General features: G+C 47.6%; 18 protein-coding genes. 3 read left to right on the plus strand and 15 right to left on the minus strand.

Going from position 1 to position 20290, the window contains the following annotated elements; genetic code table 11:
* Positions 1 to 37 precede the first annotated feature (37 nt).
* The 9 genes from ptsG to MHB49_RS27050 all read right to left on the minus strand — a co-directional run bounded on the left by ptsG (position 38) and on the right by MHB49_RS27050 (position 11839).
* Positions 38 to 2089 (minus strand): glucose-specific PTS transporter subunit IIBC, encoded by a 2052-nt coding sequence (gene ptsG / locus MHB49_RS27010; RefSeq protein ID WP_405153693.1) that lies wholly within the window; start codon positions 2087 to 2089, stop codon positions 38 to 40.
* A 289-nt stretch (positions 2090 to 2378) separates the two neighbouring features.
* A complete protein-coding gene (gene glcT, locus MHB49_RS27015; RefSeq protein ID WP_405153694.1) occupies positions 2379 to 3233 on the minus strand; it encodes a glucose PTS transporter transcription antiterminator GlcT in 855 nt (284 codons plus the stop codon).
* A 165-nt stretch (positions 3234 to 3398) separates the two neighbouring features.
* On the minus strand, positions 3399 to 4952 hold the full coding sequence (locus MHB49_RS27020) for a flotillin family protein (RefSeq protein WP_405153695.1): 1554 nt from the start codon (positions 4950 to 4952) through the stop codon (positions 3399 to 3401).
* Between the two features lie 58 nt (positions 4953 to 5010).
* Entirely contained in the window at positions 5011 to 5547 is a 537-nt protein-coding gene (locus tag MHB49_RS27025; protein WP_405153696.1) for a protease, read from the minus strand.
* Between the two features lie 259 nt (positions 5548 to 5806).
* Positions 5807 to 6970 (minus strand): iron-containing alcohol dehydrogenase, encoded by a 1164-nt coding sequence (locus tag MHB49_RS27030; protein WP_405153697.1) that lies wholly within the window; start codon positions 6968 to 6970, stop codon positions 5807 to 5809.
* Between the two features lie 92 nt (positions 6971 to 7062).
* Positions 7063 to 7650: an MSMEG_1061 family FMN-dependent PPOX-type flavoprotein gene (locus MHB49_RS27035; protein WP_247899045.1), complete on the minus strand. Its 588-nt coding sequence runs from the start codon at positions 7648 to 7650 to the stop codon at positions 7063 to 7065.
* 402 nt (positions 7651 to 8052) lie between these two features.
* Positions 8053 to 9651, minus strand: coding sequence for a UDP-glucose--hexose-1-phosphate uridylyltransferase (locus MHB49_RS27040; RefSeq protein ID WP_405153698.1), 1599 nt, complete (start codon positions 9649 to 9651; stop codon positions 8053 to 8055).
* A 15-nt stretch (positions 9652 to 9666) separates the two neighbouring features.
* Positions 9667 to 10656: a UDP-glucose 4-epimerase GalE gene (gene galE / locus MHB49_RS27045; protein WP_247899047.1), complete on the minus strand. Its 990-nt coding sequence runs from the start codon at positions 10654 to 10656 to the stop codon at positions 9667 to 9669.
* 1 nt (position 10657) lies between these two features.
* Positions 10658 to 11839, minus strand: coding sequence for a galactokinase (locus MHB49_RS27050; protein ID WP_405153699.1), 1182 nt, complete (start codon positions 11837 to 11839; stop codon positions 10658 to 10660).
* A gap of 156 nt (positions 11840 to 11995) precedes the next feature.
* Here MHB49_RS27050 and MHB49_RS27055 point away from each other — a divergent pair, with 156 nt between their 5' ends.
* Positions 11996 to 12967 carry an AraC family transcriptional regulator gene (locus tag MHB49_RS27055; RefSeq protein ID WP_247899049.1) on the plus strand — a complete coding sequence of 324 codons (972 nt, stop codon included), beginning with the start codon at positions 11996 to 11998 and terminating at the stop codon, positions 12965 to 12967.
* A 105-nt stretch (positions 12968 to 13072) separates the two neighbouring features.
* Here MHB49_RS27055 and mgrA read toward each other — a convergent pair whose 3' ends face one another.
* From mgrA to MHB49_RS27085, 6 genes are all read right to left on the minus strand, one after another.
* A complete protein-coding gene (mgrA, locus tag MHB49_RS27060; protein WP_247903278.1) occupies positions 13073 to 14080 on the minus strand; it encodes an L-glyceraldehyde 3-phosphate reductase in 1008 nt (335 codons plus the stop codon).
* Between the two features lie 89 nt (positions 14081 to 14169).
* Complete coding sequence (locus MHB49_RS27065) at positions 14170 to 14910, minus strand: NAD-dependent protein deacylase (protein WP_405153700.1); 741 nt, start codon at positions 14908 to 14910, stop codon at positions 14170 to 14172.
* Between the two features lie 27 nt (positions 14911 to 14937).
* The gene (locus tag MHB49_RS27070) at positions 14938 to 15717 is read right to left on the minus strand and encodes an HAD family hydrolase (protein ID WP_405153701.1); all 780 of its coding nucleotides are present in this window, start codon (positions 15715 to 15717) and stop codon (positions 14938 to 14940) included.
* 61 nt (positions 15718 to 15778) lie between these two features.
* On the minus strand, positions 15779 to 16543 hold the full coding sequence (locus MHB49_RS27075) for an alpha/beta fold hydrolase (RefSeq protein ID WP_405153702.1): 765 nt from the start codon (positions 16541 to 16543) through the stop codon (positions 15779 to 15781).
* Between the two features lie 81 nt (positions 16544 to 16624).
* Positions 16625 to 17290 (minus strand): bifunctional 2-keto-4-hydroxyglutarate aldolase/2-keto-3-deoxy-6-phosphogluconate aldolase, encoded by a 666-nt coding sequence (locus MHB49_RS27080; RefSeq protein WP_247899053.1) that lies wholly within the window; start codon positions 17288 to 17290, stop codon positions 16625 to 16627.
* A gap of 86 nt (positions 17291 to 17376) precedes the next feature.
* Entirely contained in the window at positions 17377 to 18342 is a 966-nt protein-coding gene (locus tag MHB49_RS27085; protein ID WP_405153703.1) for a sugar kinase, read from the minus strand.
* Between the two features lie 222 nt (positions 18343 to 18564).
* On the opposite strand from MHB49_RS27085, the gene MHB49_RS27090 reads away from it, so the two are divergent.
* Both MHB49_RS27090 and MHB49_RS27095 read left to right on the plus strand, forming a co-directional pair.
* Positions 18565 to 19617: an acyltransferase family protein gene (locus MHB49_RS27090; RefSeq protein ID WP_405153704.1), complete on the plus strand. Its 1053-nt coding sequence runs from the start codon at positions 18565 to 18567 to the stop codon at positions 19615 to 19617.
* 113 nt (positions 19618 to 19730) lie between these two features.
* Positions 19731 to 19982: a KGG domain-containing protein gene (locus MHB49_RS27095; RefSeq protein WP_282189418.1), complete on the plus strand. Its 252-nt coding sequence runs from the start codon at positions 19731 to 19733 to the stop codon at positions 19980 to 19982.
* Positions 19983 to 20290: the final 308 nt, after the last annotated feature.

Raw genomic sequence — 20290 nt, forward strand, 5'->3', positions numbered from 1 at the left:
ATATATTTACACTTGCTTGCCATCGTCGTAACACTTCTTATTTTATCTCAATAATCGGCTGATCGCCAATTTTCAGTACCCCACTTTTCGTAAGCGTTACTGTGGAGCCTTCTGGAAGGTTGGTGAAAATCACTGGAGAAATAATTGAAGGTGCGTTAGCTTTCACATACTCCAGATCTACTTCCATAATCGGCTGTCCTGCCGATACGAGGTCGCCTTCCTGCACAAGCACGTTAAAGCCCTGACCTTTCAGCTTCACCGTATTGACACCTATATGAACAAGCACTTCCTTGCCCCCGTCAGACATAATGCCCACGGCATGTTTGCTTGGAAATACGTTAAACACCTTACCATATACAGGAGAAGTAATCTTGCCATCATGAGGCAGAACAGCAAAGCCGTCGCCTGTCATTTTCTCGGCAAAGACTGGATCAGGAACGTTTGTGATGTCCATCAATTCGCCATTCACTGGCATAACGATGTCTTCCGCAATAATTCGTTCGCCTTCTTCACCTTGCGCCTTTTCCTGTTCAGGAGCTGGCTTAGCCACAGCTGCTGGTGCCGGTGTCCGTCCTGCAATGATATCCTGCATTTGAGATTTGATCGTATCTGAACGTGTACCGAAGATGGCCTGTACATTATTACCCACTTCAAGTACGCCAGATGCACCCAATTGTTTCAAACGATCTTTATTTACACTGGATTTCTCATTTACTTCAATCCGCAAACGAGTAATGCAGGCATCCAGATGTTTGATATTTTCTTGTCCGCCGAAGGCAGCAAGAATATTGTGAGGCAAATCATCCGTTGAACCTGAGCCTCCACCACCCGAAGCTGTTTCAGGTGTCGCCTCTTCACGACCTGGTGTTTTGAGGTTGAATTTGCGAATGATCAATCGGAATCCGAAATAGTAGATCACTGCAAGAATCAAACCTACGATGATAACATCCCACCAAGGCGTGCGGTTCGGGATAATCCCGAAGATCAGGAAGTCAATGAATCCACCGGAAAATGTCATCCCGATTTTGACTCCAAGAATTTGCATCGTCATGAAAGACAAACCTGCAAAGATACAGTGTACTGCAAACAGGATTGGCGCTACAAACAGGAATGAGAACTCAAGTGGCTCTGTAATCCCGGTGAGGAACGAAGTCAGCGCAGCTGATCCCATGATCCCTGCAACATACTTTTTGTGCTCTGGTCTTGCTTCATGGTACATCGCAAGCGCCGCAGCTGGCAAACCGAACATCATGAACGGGAATTTACCAACTTGAAACGTTCCTGCTGTGAGATTCACACCATCTCGCAGTTGATTGAAGAAGATTTGCTGGTCTCCACGAATGACATCTCCAGCTTTGTTCACATATTCACCGAACTCAAACCAGAATGGTGAATAGAAAATGTGATGCAGACCGAACGGAATAAGTGACCGTTCTACCACTCCGAAAATGAATGCCGATAATGTCGGACTTGTATCTACCATGAAGTGAGATACAGCATTCAGGCCATTTTGAATCGGCGGCCAGATGATCACCAGAAGCAACCCGATCAAGAGGGAAACGACTGAAGTGACAATTGGGACAAATCGTTTACCTGCAAAGAAACCGAGGTAAGACGGCAGTTCGATTTTGAAAAATCGATTGTAACATAGCGCGGCGGCAATACCAATGATAATACCTCCGAACACGCCTGTACTCAATGTGGGGATACCCAAGATGCTCGCATAACCTGGTACTTCACCGATCATGGCTGGTGTAACACCAACAGCCGTACCCAGAGTCACGTTCATGACCAAGTAACCAATGATGGCCGCAAGACCTGCGACACCTTCGCCTCCAGCCAGCCCGACGGCTACACCGACAGCGAACAGCAATGCCAGATTATCAAATACGATCTGACCCGCATTCATCATAATCGTCGCTATTGAATTTACCCAAGGGGTGTCAAGCACCGTTGCATATTGCAAAAAATCTGGATTGACAAGCATGTTGCCGATCCCAAGCAACAAACCTGCTGCTGGCAGAATCGCTACGGGCAACATGAGAGCTTTACCTACTCTTTGCAATACACCAAAAAGCTTTTTAAACATTGCGTTGTATCCACCCTTTCGTCTAAGTTTGTATATCGTGATGCAAGCAAGGGGAAAACAAAAAAGGCATGAATTAATAAAGTGAACTGTACCAACCTTTGGGTATAGCATACCCGGATAAAGGTAAGAACAATCACACTCTAATTAACTCATGCCTGATCGAATCAGTAACACGTCGTTTGTGTTTATTCAGTTGCTTGATTACGGAGACCATTGTAGCACCACTTCATAGACGATGCAAGCCTTTACACAAAATTTCTCAAACCAGACTTCCACTTGTGGGAATATTTCACTTGTTCTCTTCTTCTTTCCTTTGATTCAGTCGCTGCAAATGAATGGTCAAATATCCCACTTCTGCCGGATAAACAGGGAGATTCAACCTTTTTTCCATCACCTTCGTTAGCTTCCATGCAAGCGAGTACATTTCAGGATATTCCAACTTCAACAGGGAATCCAATTTATGAAGTTCTTCCACTTTGTCTCCCCGACGTATACGCTCCAAGGCGAATCGAAGATGAGTCAGTAACCGGGAGTAATCCAGCGACTCGGTCTCAAATGAATAGTCCAGTTGGGTGGACACCAGGCTCACCAAATCGGTAATCAGTTGAGAATGCTCTCGAACTTGAGAAATATTTTGGTTGGTCATGGCACTGTAGATGTGAAGCGCAATAAAACCGATTTCATCCATTCCCAGATCTACGCCCAATTTTTCTTTAATCAAACGTACCGCATAATCACCCATGCGATATTCGTCAGGATAAATTTCACGGGTCTCATATAGAAAAGGATTTTGTATGACAATCCCTTGTTCTTTCCGTTTCAGCGCAAAAGAAATATGATCAGTCAATGCGATATGAATATGTTCGTTTAAAGGCACGTCCGTATGTTCTGCAATATACGTAATGACTTCGTTAATAATTTCGATCAATGCTTCATCCACTTGCGGAAGAAGCTGTTTATACTGCTCCTGCTCCTGCTGGTTTCTCAAAATGAACATCTTCTCCACAGCCATCAGTGGAATAATATCATTCGTTCTCCGGTTAAAGCCAATGCCTTTACCAATCACGACAACTTCTCCATGTTCAGGATGCTGTGCAATAATTACATTATTATTTAGCGCTTTGGCTACTTGCAGGCTACTCAATGTTTGCACCTCTTTTTCACACCATCTTAGGTGTGATTCAGTCACACCCTAGTAAGAAAGAAAAGACATCCGGAAGCGGGCAAACCGCGCCGGACGTCTCGCTTAAAAAGTAACAAAAATTCGCCTTAAGGTCAATAGAGCATGAGTGCTTAATGATTCTTTGTCTTACTCATCAACCCCAGCCTTTTCCACAATCTTATCAATTATAGAGGGAGTCGTTACAGGTTCACTCTGTTGAATAGCAACCGGTGCTGTTGTTTTAGGTTTGGTGAGACCTTTAATTAACTGCTCCACATCAATGCCGGAGACACTTTTGAGCATCTCGGGAGCCGTAGCCATGAGCTCGGTTACGTAGTTGCTTACACGTGCTGCGCCTTCACCCTTCCCTGTGTCCACAACGGTCAGCTTATCAATCGCCGAGATCGGCTCCGCAATTTTGCCAGCAAGTTCAGGCAGCATTTTGACGATAATGTCGAGCACGGCAGCTTCGCCGAACTTTTGGAACGCCTCGGCCAGTTTTTCCTTCGCTTCTGCTTCCGCCAGACCCCGGAGGCGAATAACCTCTGCATCTGCTGTACCTTTGGCGCGTTCGGCATCTGCCATCGCCTGACCTTCGAGACGCTTCTGCTCAGCAGTAGCTTTTGCATGCGTTTCAATGGAGTACTGTACCGCATCGGCTTCACGCATTCTTTTGGCTTTATCCGCTTCGGCAGCCTGCTCCACCGCATAACGATCTGCTTCTGCCTTTTTCTTCACTTCAGCATCATATTGCTTCTCACGTACGATAATTTCTTTCTCTTGCAGATCGATCTCACGTTCTTTACGAACGAGCTCAACCTTCATCTCTTCTTCCACCACGGTTTGTCTCGCACGCGCTTCGTGGATATGGTACGCCTGATCCGCTTCCGCTTTAGCAGTATCCTGATCCCGCTTAAATGTCGCTACTTTCAATTCCTTCTCTTTTGCAGCTTCAGCGATATTTGTATCACGCAGCAACTCGGCTTTTTGCCCTTGCTCTTCGGCATTAGCCTTCTGAATACGTGCATCCCGCATCGCTTCCGCTTCCGCAATTTCAGCATCCCGCTTGACGGCTGCTATTCTCGGTTTACCGAGGGCATCCAGATAGCCTTGTTTGTCACGAACATCTTTGATGGTAAAAGAGACAATTTGCAGTCCCATTTTTTTCAGATCCCTGGCAGCAACACCTTGAACCTCTTGCGCGAAGCGATCGCGGTTACGGTATACTTCTTCCACCGTCATCGTTCCGAGGATGGCCCGCAAGTGCCCTTCCAGAACTTCCTGTGCTTCGCCTCTTAACGATTCTACCGGCTTACCGATAAATTGCTCGGCTGCAGTAGCCACGTCTTCTACAGAGCTTCCGACCTTGATAATGGCGACACCATCGGCAATGACCGGTACACCTTGTTCCGTGTAGACTTCCGGCGTGGAAACGTCCAGCTTATGGGACAACAGCGAGATAAACTCTGACTGCTGGAACACTGGCAAGATAAATGCGCCGCCTCCACGAACTATTTTAATTTTGCGTCCGGAGTCATCGTCGGATATATTTTTGCTTCCCAGGAATGAACCCGTAACGATCATGGCTTCATCCGGCCCAACCGTTTTGTACCTCGCCCAGAACGCCAAACCAAGAATCAGAATAACACCGACAACGATTGCAGGAATCAACAATACATCCATATCCAAATCAAAATTCATTCCACATCTCTCCCCTTATTCATACATGAGTGCTTACACTGCTAACAGCGAAACTGCCTTAAATATCTTTAAGTACATCTTCATCCCATTCCGATACACGCAGCACACCTTCGGTTACATCCACTACTACAACACGCGCTCCCGCCGCAATGGGACGATGTTCAAAGCTGGATGCCGTGTGCACCGTATTACCGGAAGAAATCTTGATCATAACCTCACCAAAACCTTTTTCCGGTACCGGAATGGTAATTTCTCCAATTTTCCCGGATAGCTCTTTCATGGAAAACGCTATGGAGACGTCACTGTTACGCATCGGCTTGATATATGCGAAGAATACCAGCATGGCTGCAGCAATACCTATAAGCAGGGATAGTATCAATGCCGAAATTGCACTTAACGAGCTATAACGTGTCAGCATAATACCGGCTCCGCCAAAGGTTGTTATGGAACCAGCCAGCACAACAGGTTTGAAAAAATCAAGGCCTGGCATTTCAAAGGCCCCGTCCAGCAAGCCATCAATCAAGTCACCTAGCACAAGGCTGACAACTGCAAATATGGCTCCTCCGATTAGACACCCCCAATAGATTGACTCCATTCCCCGTTCCTCCTCTCTTCTGCCGCAATTCCATCCAACTGGGCATTCCTCATGTAAATAAATACGTAGCAAGGTGCCGTTATGTTTCAAAATCTTTCCTCATTTGTATTGGAGACCCGATAATGGTTATTCTCATCTTCATATGTCCGCGTTGCTGGAACATGCTCCGATTCGCTCTTATTCACAACAAAAAACCGCAAATCTCCTCAAAGGAGATTTACGGTTCTGGAATACATTGCAGTGACTATGTGTTTCGTTTTTACAGAGAAGCCTTGTAAATGGATACAACATCTTCACGCTGCAATTTTTTGAAGTTACCAAATGGGCCGAAGAGCATGGCTTTATCAGCCATAACTTCGATTTGGCTGTCATCGATATCATAATCAGCCAGACGGTTAGGGGCACCAATGGATGTCCAGAATTTGCTCAATGCATCGATGCCTTCTTCAGCAATCTGTCTGTCCGATTTACCTTCAGGGTTAACTTCGAACACATTGATCGCCAGACGTTTGAAACGATCCACATTGACGTCCACATTGTGTTTCATCCAGTGCGGGAACAGAATTGCGAGCCCTCCGCCATGCGGAATATCATACACTGCGGATACCGCGTGTTCAATATTGTGAGTAGCCCAGTCACCAGCGAGACCCATGTTCAGTACGCCGTTCAATGCCATCGTTCCGCAATACAGAATCGTTTCACGCAGTTCATAGTTCTCCAGGTCTTCAACCAGACGAGGCGCTGCATCCATAACTGTGCGCAGAATCGTCTCACAGAATCCGAGTTGGACCGGTGTGTTGGCATCCAGATGGAAGTAATGCTCCAGTACGTGGGACATCATATCAACCATGCCATAAACCGTTTGGTCCAGAGGAACGGTATATGTATTTACCGGATCAAGGATTGAGAACGCAGGGAATGAATACGCGCTGCCCCAGCCCAATTTCTCCTGTGTTTCCTGATTCGTAATAACTGAGCCGGAGTTCATTTCCGAACCGGTAGCAGCCATTGTCAGAACGGTACCGAGCGGAAGAGCATCCTGTGCAACGGCTTTACGCTGTGCAAAGTCCCACATGTCGCCATCATACTTGGCGCCTACCGCGATTGCTTTGGCACAGTCCAGTACACTGCCGCCGCCTACAGCGAGGATCAAGTCGATGTTTTTCGTTTTGCAAAGGTCTACACCTTTGTGCACCGTCGAAAGACGCGGGTTCGGCTCTACACCAGCCAGTTCCGTTACTTCAGCTCCGACTTCCTTGAGCAGTCCGATCACCTGATCGTACAAACCGCTGCGTTTGATACTGCCGCCACCATATACAAGCAGAACCCGTTTGCCGTATTTCGGCACTTCGGTTTTCAGTGCTTCCAGCTGACCTTTACCGAAAATCAATCGGGTTGGATTATAAAATTGAAAAGATTTCATGTTCTATGTCGCCTCCAATGGAGATTCATATTTTAGTGCAACTCCCATTATAGTACCCCGATTGTACAAAAACAAATCGATAGCCACTCACTTTATATCAATCCATTGATTTGCAAATGTGCACGGAACATTTCACTGGTCGAAGGCAGATTTTCCTTATCCACCCATGTCTCAGAAGACCATATTCCTGCCTGTTTAAACGCTCTTGGACAATGAATGAAACATTCTTCCACATCCACAATGACAGCAGCCCCGATGGTTTTGCCGCTCCACCCCATGCTCGCGATAAATTCCTCATCCTTCGTAATGGAGGCCCTCCCGTTGATGCGCAGCACTTCATTCATACCCGGAATTAGAAAAATCATGCCAACTCCAGGGTTGGACAGGATGTTCAGCAACGAATCGATACGACGATTACCCGGACGTTCAGGATAGACAAGCCGATATTGATCCAGAACTTTCACAAAGCCTGCCTCATCGCCGCGAGGGGATACATCCCTTTTACTTAAACTGTCTGAAGTGGACAGAAAGAATAATGGGGACATGGACAGAAAGTGCTGTACATGTGTATCCACAAAGGAAATCACCTTGTTGAGTACTTGTTCGCTTGGTTTTCCTACCATAGTCTGCAATTCCTCTGCATCGGTAACCAATGGTACATTCAAAGCCTTTTTTTCCATTTTCGTATCCCCTTTTCTCTTTAAATGCTAAGGAATGTCCATGACTTTTCTTCTAACATTATACATGTGTGCATAGAAAAGAAGCACCAAAAAGGGGCTGTCTCAAAAGGAATTCCGCCTCGCTCAAGCGCTAACGAACCTACCGACCCTTAAAAGGCGGATCATCAACGCTTGCAAGATTTAACGAACCTCAGTATCGCTAATTCGTCATAAAACGTTGTTAAAACCTAAAAAATCGAACGAATCGACAAAATAACATCTCTGTGATTCGTTAGCTCTCAGATCTGGGCAAATGGGAGCGAATAGCGTGTCTCATGTTCATTAAAACAAAATAACACGAACAAAGGATGTCCCCTGTCATATTTATGACTTATGGGACATCCCATTCCTCGTTATACATGTTTATTCGGTGTATCCCATGCTGGTCACAAAACGACGGAAGGCTCGGCGTCCTGCTTCATCATATTTGTATACACCCGCATGTTCCAGAATCTCGGCGAATTTCAAACCGACTTCCTGTTGTACAAGCGCAACGGCTTGCTCCTTGTTCAGGTTGGGACCGAAACGTTCAATCAGTTCATTTGCCCAGCTCAGGTGTTTGTTCAACACATGTTCGGGAGCTTTGGCTGCCTCGGCAAGCTTGATATCCCCAGCGAGAATATCCGCGATGCTGTCCAGTTCTTCTTTCAAACGACCTGGCAGGATGGCAAGGCCCATCACTTCGATGAGTCCAATGTTCTCCTTCTTCAGATGATGCATCTCGCGGTGCGGGTGGAAAATCCCTTCGGGATGTTCATCATTCGTACGATTGTTCCGCAGAACGAGGTCCATCTCATATCCTCCGTCCGCACTGCGACGAACGATTGGAGTCACTGTATTGTGCGGAATCTGTTCTCCGTCGACCTCACTGAATGCCTCAATCTCCACCGCAGAATCGCTATACCCCTTCCACGCTTCATAGACGGCATTACCCGCTTCGAGCAATTCAGCCGGATCCTGTGATGCCAGCCGCAGTACGGACATTGGCCATTTCACGAGACTGAGCGTTAGTCCCGGTGAACCTGCGTGACGGAATACCGCCTCTGGCTTCGCATTTTGAATGGCAAAGGTATGACGCCCACCCTGGAAATGGTCATGGGTCAGGATAGAGCCGCCAACGATTGGCAGATCGGCATTGGAACCGATAAAGTAATGCGGATACTCTCCCACGAAGGCCAGCAGCCTGCGCAGTGTATCTTTGGTCAATTTCATCGGCACATGATCGTGGTGGAAAATAATGCAGTGCTCGTTATAGTACACATATGGCGAGTATTGGAAGAACCAAGGTTCGCCGTTTAATTCCAATGGAATGACACGGAGGTTTTGACGGGCCGGGTGGTTGACCCGACCGGCATAGCCCACATTTTCACGACAAAGTTGGCATTTCGGATATACCGGAGGCGGGAGCAGCTTGGCCATCGCGATTTCCTTTGGGCTTTTCTCCGGCTTGGACAGGTTGATCGTAATCTCCATGTCGCCATAAGCTGTATCCTGTGTCCAATACACATTCTTGGAGATGCGGTCCATCCGAATGTAGTTGGAGTGAATTGAAAGCTCATAAAATTGGGAGGTAGCCGCTTCGATACCTTCGGTCTGCTCCGTATAGCGGAATGCGCGTACCACCTCGGATGGACGGGCCATTAATTGACCCATAATTTTTGCATCAAGCAAATCACGGTACGTATCCGTATTTTCAGGGATAAGTCCGATTTCAAAACCATAGTCAATCAGCGTATCCAGCAATGGTTGGGGTCCATCCAACACCGTCTCGTTCAATACTCCGGCATATGGCTCAGAAAACCCGAACTGCTCCAGCAGCAGATTACGACTGTAATCCCGATCCGCTTCTTCAATCAATTTGTTCTGCAAGGCAAATGCTACCAGACGTTCAATGGCATGCAGTGCTTCCTGCTGCTCCGGTGTCCGCTCTGTGGCGCCTGCTGCAATATGAGTCTGTGACATATCGATGTTCGCCTCCTAGTTTTTTCCGTAGCCGTCAGGGTGGGACTGGTGCCAGCTCCATGCACTTTGAATAACATCTTCGAGATTCGTCCATTTTGGATTCCAGCCCAGTACGGATCTTGCTTTGGCAGACGATGCTACCAGTACAGCCGGATCACCCGCACGACGTGGTTCCTGAACAACCGGAATATCCAGTCCGGTTACTTTCTTAGCCGTCTCAATAACCTGTTTAACAGAGAAGCCTTGACCGTTGCCCAGGTTGAACACGTTGCTGTTCTCCCCTTTACGGAGGTAGTCTACGGCCCGTAGATGGGCATCCGCCAAATCACTTACATGGATGTAATCACGTACACAAGTTCCGTCTTCTGTCGCGTAGTCGTCACCAAACACGGCGATGTGTGGACGTTGTTTTAACGCGGTTTGCAGTACGAGTGGAATAAGATGGCTCTCCGGCTGGTGATCTTCACCAATTTTGCCGCTATCATGGGCTCCAGCAGCATTGAAGTAACGCAGGGAGACGTATTTGATATCCTGTACTTTATCGAACCAGGACATCATGCGCTCCATCATCAGCTTGGTTTCACCGTAAACGTTCGTCGGCTCCGTGCGGTCGCTCTCTTCAATCGGCACTTTTTCCGGTTCGCCATAAGTAGCAGCCGTGGAAGAAAAGACGATGCGACGTACATTCGCTGCATTCATCGCTTCCAGCAGGCACAGTGTGCCAAATACGTTGTTGTCATAATATTTCACAGGATCTTTCATGCTCTCGCCAACCAGTGAATTGGCTGCAAAGTGAATGACTGCATCGATAGAGTTCTCTGCGAACAGCTTCGCCAGAAATGCCTTGTCACGCAGATCACCTTCATACAATTTCCCGCCCAGCAGAGCTTCACGATGCCCTGTCTGCAAGTTATCCAGTACAACGACCTCTTCTCCACGCTCCAACAAAGCTGCTACCGTATGAGAACCAATATATCCTGCTCCACCTGTCACCAAAATCGCCATCTTACTTCGCCTCCTTCAATTCTTTAACACCGTCGCCTACTCCACATACATAGAAATCGCCCTTGAGACTGGTACGTGCTTCATATGCCGCTCCAACTTCGCTTACAAAACGCTCTACATCGTCCTCATGCACAAGGGAAACTGTACATCCGCCGAATCCAGCTCCGGTCATGCGTGCACCCAGAGTGCCTGGAATCCGTTGAGCCTCTTCAACCATCACGTCCAGTTCCTCGCAGCTCACTTCATACAGATAACGAAGCGATTCATGAGAAGCATTCATCAGCTTGCCGAAGGTTTCCAGATCGTTATCACGCAGTGCTTCCACGGATGCAAGTACACGTGCATTCTCTTCCACGACGTGCTGTGCGCGCTGTCTTACCTTCTCATCCTTGATGTGATCCTGCAGTGTGCCGAACTGTTCTGGTGTAAGCTGCGCCAGATAGTTCAGCGCAGGCAGTTGTTCTTTCAAAATAGCAAGTGCCTGCTCACATTGGGAGCGGCGTTCGTTATAAGCCGAGTCCACCAAGCCGCGGCGTTTGTTCGTGTTACCAATGACCAGCTTGTAGGCGCCGGTACGGAAAGGTACTTTTTCATATTCAAGGGTGTCACACATCAGTAGGATCGCATGATCCTCTGCGCCATTGGCTACAGCGAACTGATCCATGATGCCACAGTTGACGCCGACGAATTCGTTCTCTGCCTTTTGGGACAGCAGCGCCAGTTGAACCGTATCAATATCCTTAACACCTTCAAGCGATTGGATGGCATACCCAGTGAGTACCTCCAGCGATGCGGAAGAGGAAAGTCCTGCGCCGTTCGGAATTTCTCCATGATAGAGAAAGTCATAACCTTTGGTTACTTTTACGCCTTTGCCTTGCAGTTCAACCATGACGCCTACCGGGTAATCCGTCCATTCCCCTGTTTTCTCTTTGCCGATGGAGGACGTATCCAGCGTTCCTTCATAGGACATATTTGTGGAAGCCAACTGCAACTTGTTGTCCTCACGCTCACGGATAATCAAAGTGGTGCCGAATTCAAGCGCTGCCGGAAGCACGTATCCACCATTATAGTCAATGTGCTCACCGATCAGATTCACCCGCCCTGGGGCATGGAATACACGGATGTCCGCTCCACTCTCTCCGTACTTGTCAATAAACTTTTGTTTCAATTCATTTATGTTCATTGCTGCTGCACCCCATCTCAATGTTGTTGGTTTTCTTAATGTTATTATACAAGAAGGCGGTTCCTCTTGAAATGCAACCATGTGTTTTCCATATGGATAAATGTGACCTTTCGACGTATAATGAATGGAACATCCAGGAAGGAAAGGAATATCATCATGACTGAACAACGTAAGGAAGGTCCAACAGAAGCAACGGGGGATCCGACAAAACAAATTCCGGAAACCTCCGGCAAAAGTGGAGCACTCAGCTACTCGGTCGCCTCCAATCCTGTTTATTATGAAAAAGGGGCACTGCATGTCCTCTTTGCAGGTGCAAGCCAAACTCTTCCCGGTCACGCCCTTGGACCGAAGCTATACGATTATTATCTATTGCATTATGTAGAAAAAGGAGCCGGTACGTTCCGCACTGAACTGCATACCTACGAACTATCCGCAGGGGATTGTTTCCTCATTCAACCGGGGCAGCTTGTAAGCTACCAATCCCATGCCCGGAATCCCTGGCAATATCGATGGATGGCCTTTACCGGCAGCCAGGCTGCAAAACATACAGAGGAGGCAGGCTTCCGTCCGGAGAAATCCGTCTTTCATGCCGGACCCTCCTGTGGTATTTCAGACTGGTTATCCGTGATGCAGACGGCTTTTGCCGAGCGGAAAGAAAGCTCTCATTTTACATCGCTGGGTACGTTATATATGATTCTAGCCGAGGCACAAAATCACCTTTCTCAGGGTCAGACCTTAATACCAGGTGAATCTTCCGTACGACGAACGGTAAAACAGATGATTCAATACATGTCTACCCAATATGCCTATCCTGTCTCGATTGAGCAAATGTCTGCCAGTCTTGGCTATAACCGTGCGTATCTGTCCCGCATTTTCAAACAGGAAACCGGACTATCCCCAGTAACCTACTTGCTTAAACTGAGGATCGACAAATCGCGCCAGCTGCTGCGGGAACGTCCGGATCTGTCCATCGAACAGGTATCAGCCTCTGTGGGTTTGCCAGATGCGCTGTATTTCTCCAAACAGTTCAAGCGATTCCATGGGGAGGCCCCTAGCCTGTACCGGGAAAATATTCTTAATAGGCCCTTGCCTCAAGGGACACGCCAAGCACCACCGAACCAGCGATAAACCTGTAATCTAAAGCAGGATCTTCTATCCCCGTAGGTCAGCATAAATAATAAGAGACAAAAAAGGTGCATCCAGCCATTATGGCTAAGATGCACCTTTTGAACTTTATTTATGATCCGGTTCCGGACGTAGAATCGATTCAATGCGCTCCAATTCCTCTGTGGAGAATTCCAACTGGCTAAGAGCAGCCACGTTCTCTTCAATCTGCGAAGGTCGACTTGCACCAATCAGTGCAGAAGTTACCTTGCCATCACGCAGTACCCAAGCAAGCGCAAATTGGGCCAAACTCTGACCGCGCGATGCTGCAATCTGGTTCAGCGCACGTACTTTGCGCAATGTCTCTGGCGAGATGTTGTTCTCATTCAGAAATACAGACGGGCCCTTAGCACGTGAATCCTCTGGAATACCGTTCAGATACTTGTTGGTGAGCACGCCTTGTGCCAATGGACAAAACGCGATGCTGCCTGTTCCATATTCATCAAGTACATCCTGAAGCCCATCTTCAATCCAGCGATCGAGCATTGAATATCTAGGCTGATGAATCAACAGAGGTGTACCCAGGCCTTTGAGAATCTCGGCCGCCTGTTTTGTCTGTTCTGCAGGATAATTGGAGATGCCGACATATAATGCTTTGCCTGAACGAACAATGTGATCGAGCGCCATCATCGTTTCTTCCAGAGGTGTTTCGGGATCATAACGATGAGAATAAAAGATGTCTACGTAATCGAGACCCATGCGCTTCAAGCTCTGATTGAGACTGGAAACAAGATTTTTACGAGAACCCCATTCGCCGTAAGGCCCTGGCCACATATAGTACCCGGCTTTGGTCGAGATGACGAGTTCATCTCGATATGGCTTCAGATCCTGTGCCAATACCTGACCGAATAACTGCTCTGCCGAACCTGCCGGCGGACCATAATTGTTGGCAAGATCAAAATGCGTAATGCCCAGATCAAACGAACGGGTAATCATATTTCGGCCGTTCTCCGCATTATTAATGCCACCAAAATTATGCCATAACCCAAGTGAAATCGCTGGCAGTTTCAAACCTGAACGTCCAACGCGGTTGTATTTCATTGTTTCGTAGCGTGCATCGCTGGCTACGTAGACCATCATGAATCCCTTCTTTCCCCAGGTTCCGCCCTCTAATACCCGGTCCGTATGCCGGAGAATGCGGTTATTCGGACAATGTTGACTTACGTTTAACCAAGAAGCTGGTCCACCTTATTCATTACCTCGCCAATAGGGTCTGTAATTAGCAAATCAGCCTGCCTGTCGTAAGCCGTAGGTGTAGCGTTAAGCAAGACCGTATGTTTCCCTTGGAAATACGTAATCAATTGAGCGGCTGGATACACCGTTAGTGAAGTTCCACCTACCAGCAGCAAATCCGCCGAAGACAATGCGTCAACCGAACGATATATTATCGTCTGGTCCAGTTCCTCTTCATACAGAACAACATCCGGCTTGATCACGCCATCACATGCCGTGCAACGAGGAACTGTATCTTTTGCCGTAATAATATCATCCAACCCATAAAATCTCTTGCAATCCATACAAGCGTTTCGATGGATCGAACCATGAAGCTCCAGAACATTGCTGCTGCCCGCCTTCTGGTGCAATCCGTCGATATTTTGCGTGATAACCGCCTGAAGTTTTCCTTCCTGCTCCAATCTGGCGAGAAGTCGATGGCAGCCGTTGGGCATCGCATCGGGATGAAGCATTTTGCCTCGATAAAAATCATAAAAAATATCAGCATGCTGATCAAAAAAATGTCTGCTGAGCAGCTCTTCCGGTGGATAGGGTGAATGCTGCTCCGTCTGGTACAAGCCAGCGGCAGAGCGGAAGTCGGGAATCCCGCTTTCCGTTGAAGTTCCGGCCCCTCCGAAAAAAACAATGTTTGAACTTTCCTTAATCCAGGCAGCCAGTTGTTCTGTTGCGTTCATCCTCTCTCCTCCTTTACGAGATCACCCCTATGAAGAACGTTCAGAGATGATCTTTAGCTCATGATAGTCCTGAATAATGACATCGGCATCATGCAAATAGTCACTGCGCTCGACTTGTGGACAGAAACCAATCATATATGAGGCCCCTGCGTTCCGCCCCATCTGCATATCCCCATTGCTGTCACCAATAACTACAGCTTCCTCAGGAAGAATATGTAGTTCTCTGCAAGCCAGAACCGCTGCCTCTCCATCCGGTTTGCCCCGAACCACCCGGTCGCCGCCTACGATTGATGTAAAATAAGACCGGATTCCCATCCACTCCATATGTTCTTCCGCAGCAGCTGTGCTGTCCGAAGTGACGACTGCCATGGGAATCGATGCTTCCTGGCACCTCTGCAAAAATGCATTTAATCCGGGCAGTGATTTGGCCGTTTTTCTCTGCCTAACCTCACCCATAGCTACACTGGAAAAACGGCGGATCGTCGTGATGGCTTCATTCCAAGGCATGCCTGCTGCATACAACTGTCCAGCAAGCAAACCGTTGCTCTCGTCTACCGTGGCAATAGCTAGTGGCCCTTGAAGATCATATCCAGTCAGATGACCTTCACGATTACGGACCGTACCCAGCACTTGCTCACGCTCCACCGTGAACGAGGCTCCAAGCTCTAACAGTTGTGATTCCAGCTGATTCAGCAAAGACTCCGCCCACGGCCCCCATAGCTGTAAGAAATCCAGCAGCGTTCCATCCTTATCGAATAGAATGCCTCGGCAGGTAACTCGCTTACCATGGATTTGAAGCATGGACATCCGTATCACCTCCAGTTCCCGTCTGCTGTGGATTGGTACCATTCACCATTGAACCGGCAGCTTACTTGATTGTATTCAGCCAGCCCACAGTCGTTTTAACCGTTTGGGACAGTTGTTCCTGTTCACTTACCTTAGCTTCGCCGTCACCGCTCTGGTGACCATAGTCACCAAACTGCGAATGGTTACCACCTTCAATGGTGTAATACACCGTATCTTCTGGCAAATATGCTCGACCATTCTGATACTTTGTGGCATTTACAACTTCATCATTAGTACCCAGTATAGATAAAGCTGGTATCCCCAGTGACTTCACACTGCCTTTTTCATCTGGATAGGATGCGAGAAAAAAGATACCCTGAAGTGCATCCGGATGGGAAGCCGCGTAACGCGCCGCCATTGATCCACCAAGAGAATGCCCTCCCATGACAAATTGTTCCTCCGGATAGGCTTTAATAATATCATCCGCAAGATTCTGCTTGAGTACCGCCAGATTAACCGGCATTTTTGCAATAATGGTATGATGTCCTGCTGCCGCAAGTTCATGGGCAAGAGGGGCATAACTTTCCGGTTTAACCAACCCACCTGGATAAAAAATAACACTCATCCCAACCGATTTCTCCGGCACAAAATCAATCCAGTTGTCTTTTTCAGTTACAGTCACCTGATTTGCAGTTTCCATGGCTGTCTGCGCCATCTCCTGTGGTCCATAAGGCGTAAACAACTTCCAGGCCACAAACCCACACCCAATGATAATGAGCGCCAAAAGAACAAGCAGGAACTTGCCGATGCCCCTCTTCTTACGCCCTGTATTATATCGATTTCTCAACCTTCATCACCTTTCTGCACTCCCGCAGGTGCCGCGGCTTGCAGAATAGGAGCCTTCATTCCTGAGGCTCCCATTTCACCGCTATTCAGCCTTGGCCTTGCGGTAAGCATCCATGTATTGTTCCGCTTTGCGGCGAACATGACTCAAGTCCCCCGTCTTCACTGCTTCCGCAGTAAGATCCGAGCCGATACCAACAGCTACGGCGCCTCCCTTGATCCAGTCGCCCAGATTGGACAAGGATACCCCACCGGTCGGCATGAAATTTGCTTGCGGCATAGGCCCCTTCATCGTTTTGATAATGGAAGGATCGTAGAGATTACCTGGGAACAACTTCACAATATCCACGCCCAGTTCCAATGCACACTGTACATCGGCAATGGTCATCACCCCTGGGAGAATCGGAATACGGTACAGGTTGCAAATTTTCACAGTGTCCGGGTTCAGGGAAGGACCCACAACAAACTCTGCGCCTGACATGATCGCGGCACGCGCTGTCTGAGGTTCAAGTACGGTCCCAGCTCCGATTATGGCAAATTTCTCGGGATCTTGTGTGTTCCAATGGTATACACGGCTTAATTTCTCAATGGCTTTGAGGGCACCAGGTACCGTCATCGTAATTTCAATAATCTTGATGCCTCCCGCGATGGCTTGCTCGGCCATGGCGATCACCTGGTCAGCAGAATCTGCACGCAGAACCGCAACAACCCCACTGTCCGTTATTTTTTGCAGCAGCTGAAGCTTCTTCATTTCATTCTCTCCCTTGTCAATGTGGTTGTCTATTACAAGCCTTACATTCATGAACGAAGATGAGACATATATGATATCAGCTGCAACTAGCGCTCAACATGAGCTACATTGTTCAGCTTCGCCTCGACCTGCTCCCATGTCGGGAGCGCCTCCCAATCGCCAACAGCCTGTATAACCATGGAACCGGTCAAATTCCCAAGACGGGTCGCCTCCTGCGGAGAATATCCTTTAATAAGGCCGGACAAAAAGCCCGCACAGAATCCATCTCCTGCCCCGACTGTATCCAGGACATGATCTGCCTTGAAGTACGGAACTTCCGTTAGGGTACCATTCACCAATACGTAGGTCAAATCAGGGCCGCCCTTCACGATACTGACTGCATTCAAGGCGGACAAACGCTCAAGTACTTTTTGATCGTCTTCTTCGTTATACAGAAGTTTCATCTCGTCCAGACCCGGCAGGAAATAATCCGCCTGCTCAGCGAGACGAAGCAGGACAGGACGCGCTTCTTCAGCCGACCACAGTTTAAGGCGCAGATTCGGATCAAAACTTACTTTTACACCAGCCTGCTTGGCTATATGTATAGCAGCTTCAACAGTAGCAAGTCCCGACGCGCTTATCGCTGCAGTGATACCTGTAACGTGAAGGATTTGCGCACCCGCAATATAATCCATATCCAGATCTTCAGGAGTAATCGCACTTGCTGCGGATAGCTTCCTATAATAGTGCACCGAGGATTTCCCGGAAGCGTTCTCACGAATCATCAAACCGGTGGGCTCTTTGTCGCTCAACCTTGCTCTGGATACATCTACACCTTCACCACGAATAGCCTTGATGATCATGTTACCGATCGGATCATTGCCCAGGCGACCAAACCATCCGCTGGTATGCCCAAGCCGGGATACACCTATCGCCAGATTACTCTCTGCGCCCCCAAATGATTTGTCTAATGTCGCCGCATATTCGAGACCTCTTGTATCCTTTGCTGTCAGCAAACCCATGCTCTCGCCAAACGTAACAATTTCAGGGCTTCGGCGGGTATTCGTCGACATAAATTCTCCCCTCCTTATATTTACAATTACTCATCTTCTTTCCCCATTGTCAGCCTCTATGCAACCGTTGTCAATCCCGGAGCGTTCATTTTGTTGTCACAGCTTCTGGAAAGGATAGCGCTTTCCTATGTGAATTACATCACAATGAAGAATACACATCCATATTACCCTTAATACAGAACACGATAGTATTCGTCAAGGGTTATCAGAGGGGGCTACAACATGAACAAACCGACCATTATTCACGAAGATCAGGATGCTTTTTTTTACAACCTGCGCTTTATGCTCATTGTCTGTGTATTAGCAGGCAATGCTCTTGAACCAATCATTACACGTTTTGCAGGAGCAGAGGCTCTGTTTCTGTGGATATATACGTTTCACATGCCGCTGTTCGTATGGGTAACTGGCTACTTTGCCAGACATTCACTCAAAGGTACATCTGGCCGTATTGTGCTTAAGCAGATTGCATTACAGTACCTTTTGTTTCAGTCCTTGTATGCAATAATGGATTTCACCGTATTCCACACACCGCATATGCGTTTGTCTTTCTTTGCACCTTATTTATTGCTCTGGTTTCTGGCAAGTCATTTCTGTTGGCGGCTGCTGCTTCGTCTCACACTTTCCTGGAAACCAATATACCGACTACTCGGTGCCGTGATACTGGGGGTATGTGCCGGATATTTACCCATTGACGGTTTTTGGCTGAGCTTCAGCCGAACGTTTGTATTTCTTCCTTTCTTTGTTATTGGGTATGACTATGGAGCATCCATCCGCTCCCGTTTGCAATCCGGATGGGGCCGCAGAATTGCAGCTACGTTGTCTGCTGCTCTTCTTGGTTGGATCTTACTCGGAGGACTTAACATTACACCAGGCTGGTTACTGGGCAGCATGACTTACGCAGAGCTTGGCCACCATGAGTGGTTTGCAGGAATGTACCGACTCGGAATCTATGCACTTGAGATCGGCTCTGGAGCATTATTTCTCGCCTGGGTTCCTGCATTAACATCGAAATTGACCGATTTGGGACGACGTACTCTGTATATGTTCCTTTTACATGGATTTCTCGTTCGCCTAGCGATCTGGTCAGGGGTTTACAATTATATGGAGACCAGCTTGTACATTCCGGTGATTGTAGCTATAGCCTTACTGTTCGCTATAACCCTGGCGCACCCAGCCGTCCGTCACACCTTTAAGCCTCTCATTGAGCCCGATACTTCCCGCTTTCACTTCAATCGTCAGGGGACATTAAAACGTTCAGCATCCTGGTTCAGATGAAACTGCATCCTGCTCTGTCTCCTTGAAGATCGATTTGTTTCAGGCTGGAAATGTTGTGGTAAGTAGGAATACGCGCTGCAACAATCTACTTATAATATAAGGAGTGATTTGTAATGGCACGTCCACAGACGTCTGAACACAAAATGAGTCGCGAAGAAGCAGGCCGACTAGGAGGCTTGGCTACAGCCAAAAAACATGATCAGAGCTTCTACCAAATGATAGGTAAAAAAGGTGGAGAAGCGACTTCAGATGCGCACGATTCTCAATTTTATAAGGAAATTGGACGCAAGGGTGGAGAAGCAACTTCCGAAACTCATAATAAAGAATTCTATCGGAAGATTGGCCGTAAAGGCGGGAGTAGTTAACCAATCCTCATGGGTAGCGGTGAAAAATCACCTGAGGCATTGCATCAAATCAAGAAAGCTTCATTCCACTAATGGATTGAAGCTTCTTTCTATTGAATTGTAGAAATATGACGACGGTTGTGATAGACTCTATAGAAAAACCGGGTTGTTCACGGGTTTAAAGCAGCAAAGAACTTCACAAACTACGGGAAGCTCGAAACCAGTATCACTGGTCAATTTTTTTAGAGTACGGATGAAATTAAACGACAGATGTACTGCCATTTATATTTCCATTCATGTTGCTCAATATTTAAATTTGGGGGGAAATA

The sequence above is a fragment of the Paenibacillus sp. FSL K6-0108 genome, assembly GCF_045040695.1.
Lineage (GTDB): Bacteria > Bacillota > Bacilli > Paenibacillales > Paenibacillaceae > Paenibacillus > Paenibacillus pabuli_B.

Coding starts and splice junctions, on each gene's coding strand:
- ptsG (WP_405153693.1), bottom strand. CDS start 2,089: ATGTTTAAAAAGCTTTTTGGTGTATTGCAAAGAGTAGGTAAAGCTCTC.
- MHB49_RS27020 (WP_405153695.1), bottom strand. CDS start 4,952: ATGAATTTTGATTTGGATATGGATGTATTGTTGATTCCTGCAATCGTT.
- MHB49_RS27025 (WP_405153696.1), bottom strand. CDS start 5,547: ATGGAGTCAATCTATTGGGGGTGTCTAATCGGAGGAGCCATATTTGCA.
- MHB49_RS27030 (WP_405153697.1), bottom strand. CDS start 6,970: ATGAAATCTTTTCAATTTTATAATCCAACCCGATTGATTTTCGGTAAA.
- MHB49_RS27035 (WP_247899045.1), bottom strand. CDS start 7,650: ATGGAAAAAAAGGCTTTGAATGTACCATTGGTTACCGATGCAGAGGAA.
- MHB49_RS27040 (WP_405153698.1), bottom strand. CDS start 9,651: ATGTCACAGACTCATATTGCAGCAGGCGCCACAGAGCGGACACCGGAG.
- galE (WP_247899047.1), bottom strand. CDS start 10,656: ATGGCGATTTTGGTGACAGGTGGAGCAGGATATATTGGTTCTCATACG.
- MHB49_RS27050 (WP_405153699.1), bottom strand. CDS start 11,839: ATGAACATAAATGAATTGAAACAAAAGTTTATTGACAAGTACGGAGAG.
- MHB49_RS27055 (WP_247899049.1), top strand. CDS start 11,996: ATGACTGAACAACGTAAGGAAGGTCCAACAGAAGCAACGGGGGATCCG.
- mgrA (WP_247903278.1), bottom strand. CDS start 14,080: ATGGTCTACGTAGCCAGCGATGCACGCTACGAAACAATGAAATACAAC.
- MHB49_RS27065 (WP_405153700.1), bottom strand. CDS start 14,910: ATGAACGCAACAGAACAACTGGCTGCCTGGATTAAGGAAAGTTCAAAC.
- MHB49_RS27070 (WP_405153701.1), bottom strand. CDS start 15,717: ATGTCCATGCTTCAAATCCATGGTAAGCGAGTTACCTGCCGAGGCATT.
- MHB49_RS27080 (WP_247899053.1), bottom strand. CDS start 17,290: ATGAAGAAGCTTCAGCTGCTGCAAAAAATAACGGACAGTGGGGTTGTT.
- MHB49_RS27085 (WP_405153703.1), bottom strand. CDS start 18,342: ATGTCGACGAATACCCGCCGAAGCCCTGAAATTGTTACGTTTGGCGAG.
- MHB49_RS27090 (WP_405153704.1), top strand. CDS start 18,565: ATGAACAAACCGACCATTATTCACGAAGATCAGGATGCTTTTTTTTAC.
- MHB49_RS27095 (WP_282189418.1), top strand. CDS start 19,731: ATGGCACGTCCACAGACGTCTGAACACAAAATGAGTCGCGAAGAAGCA.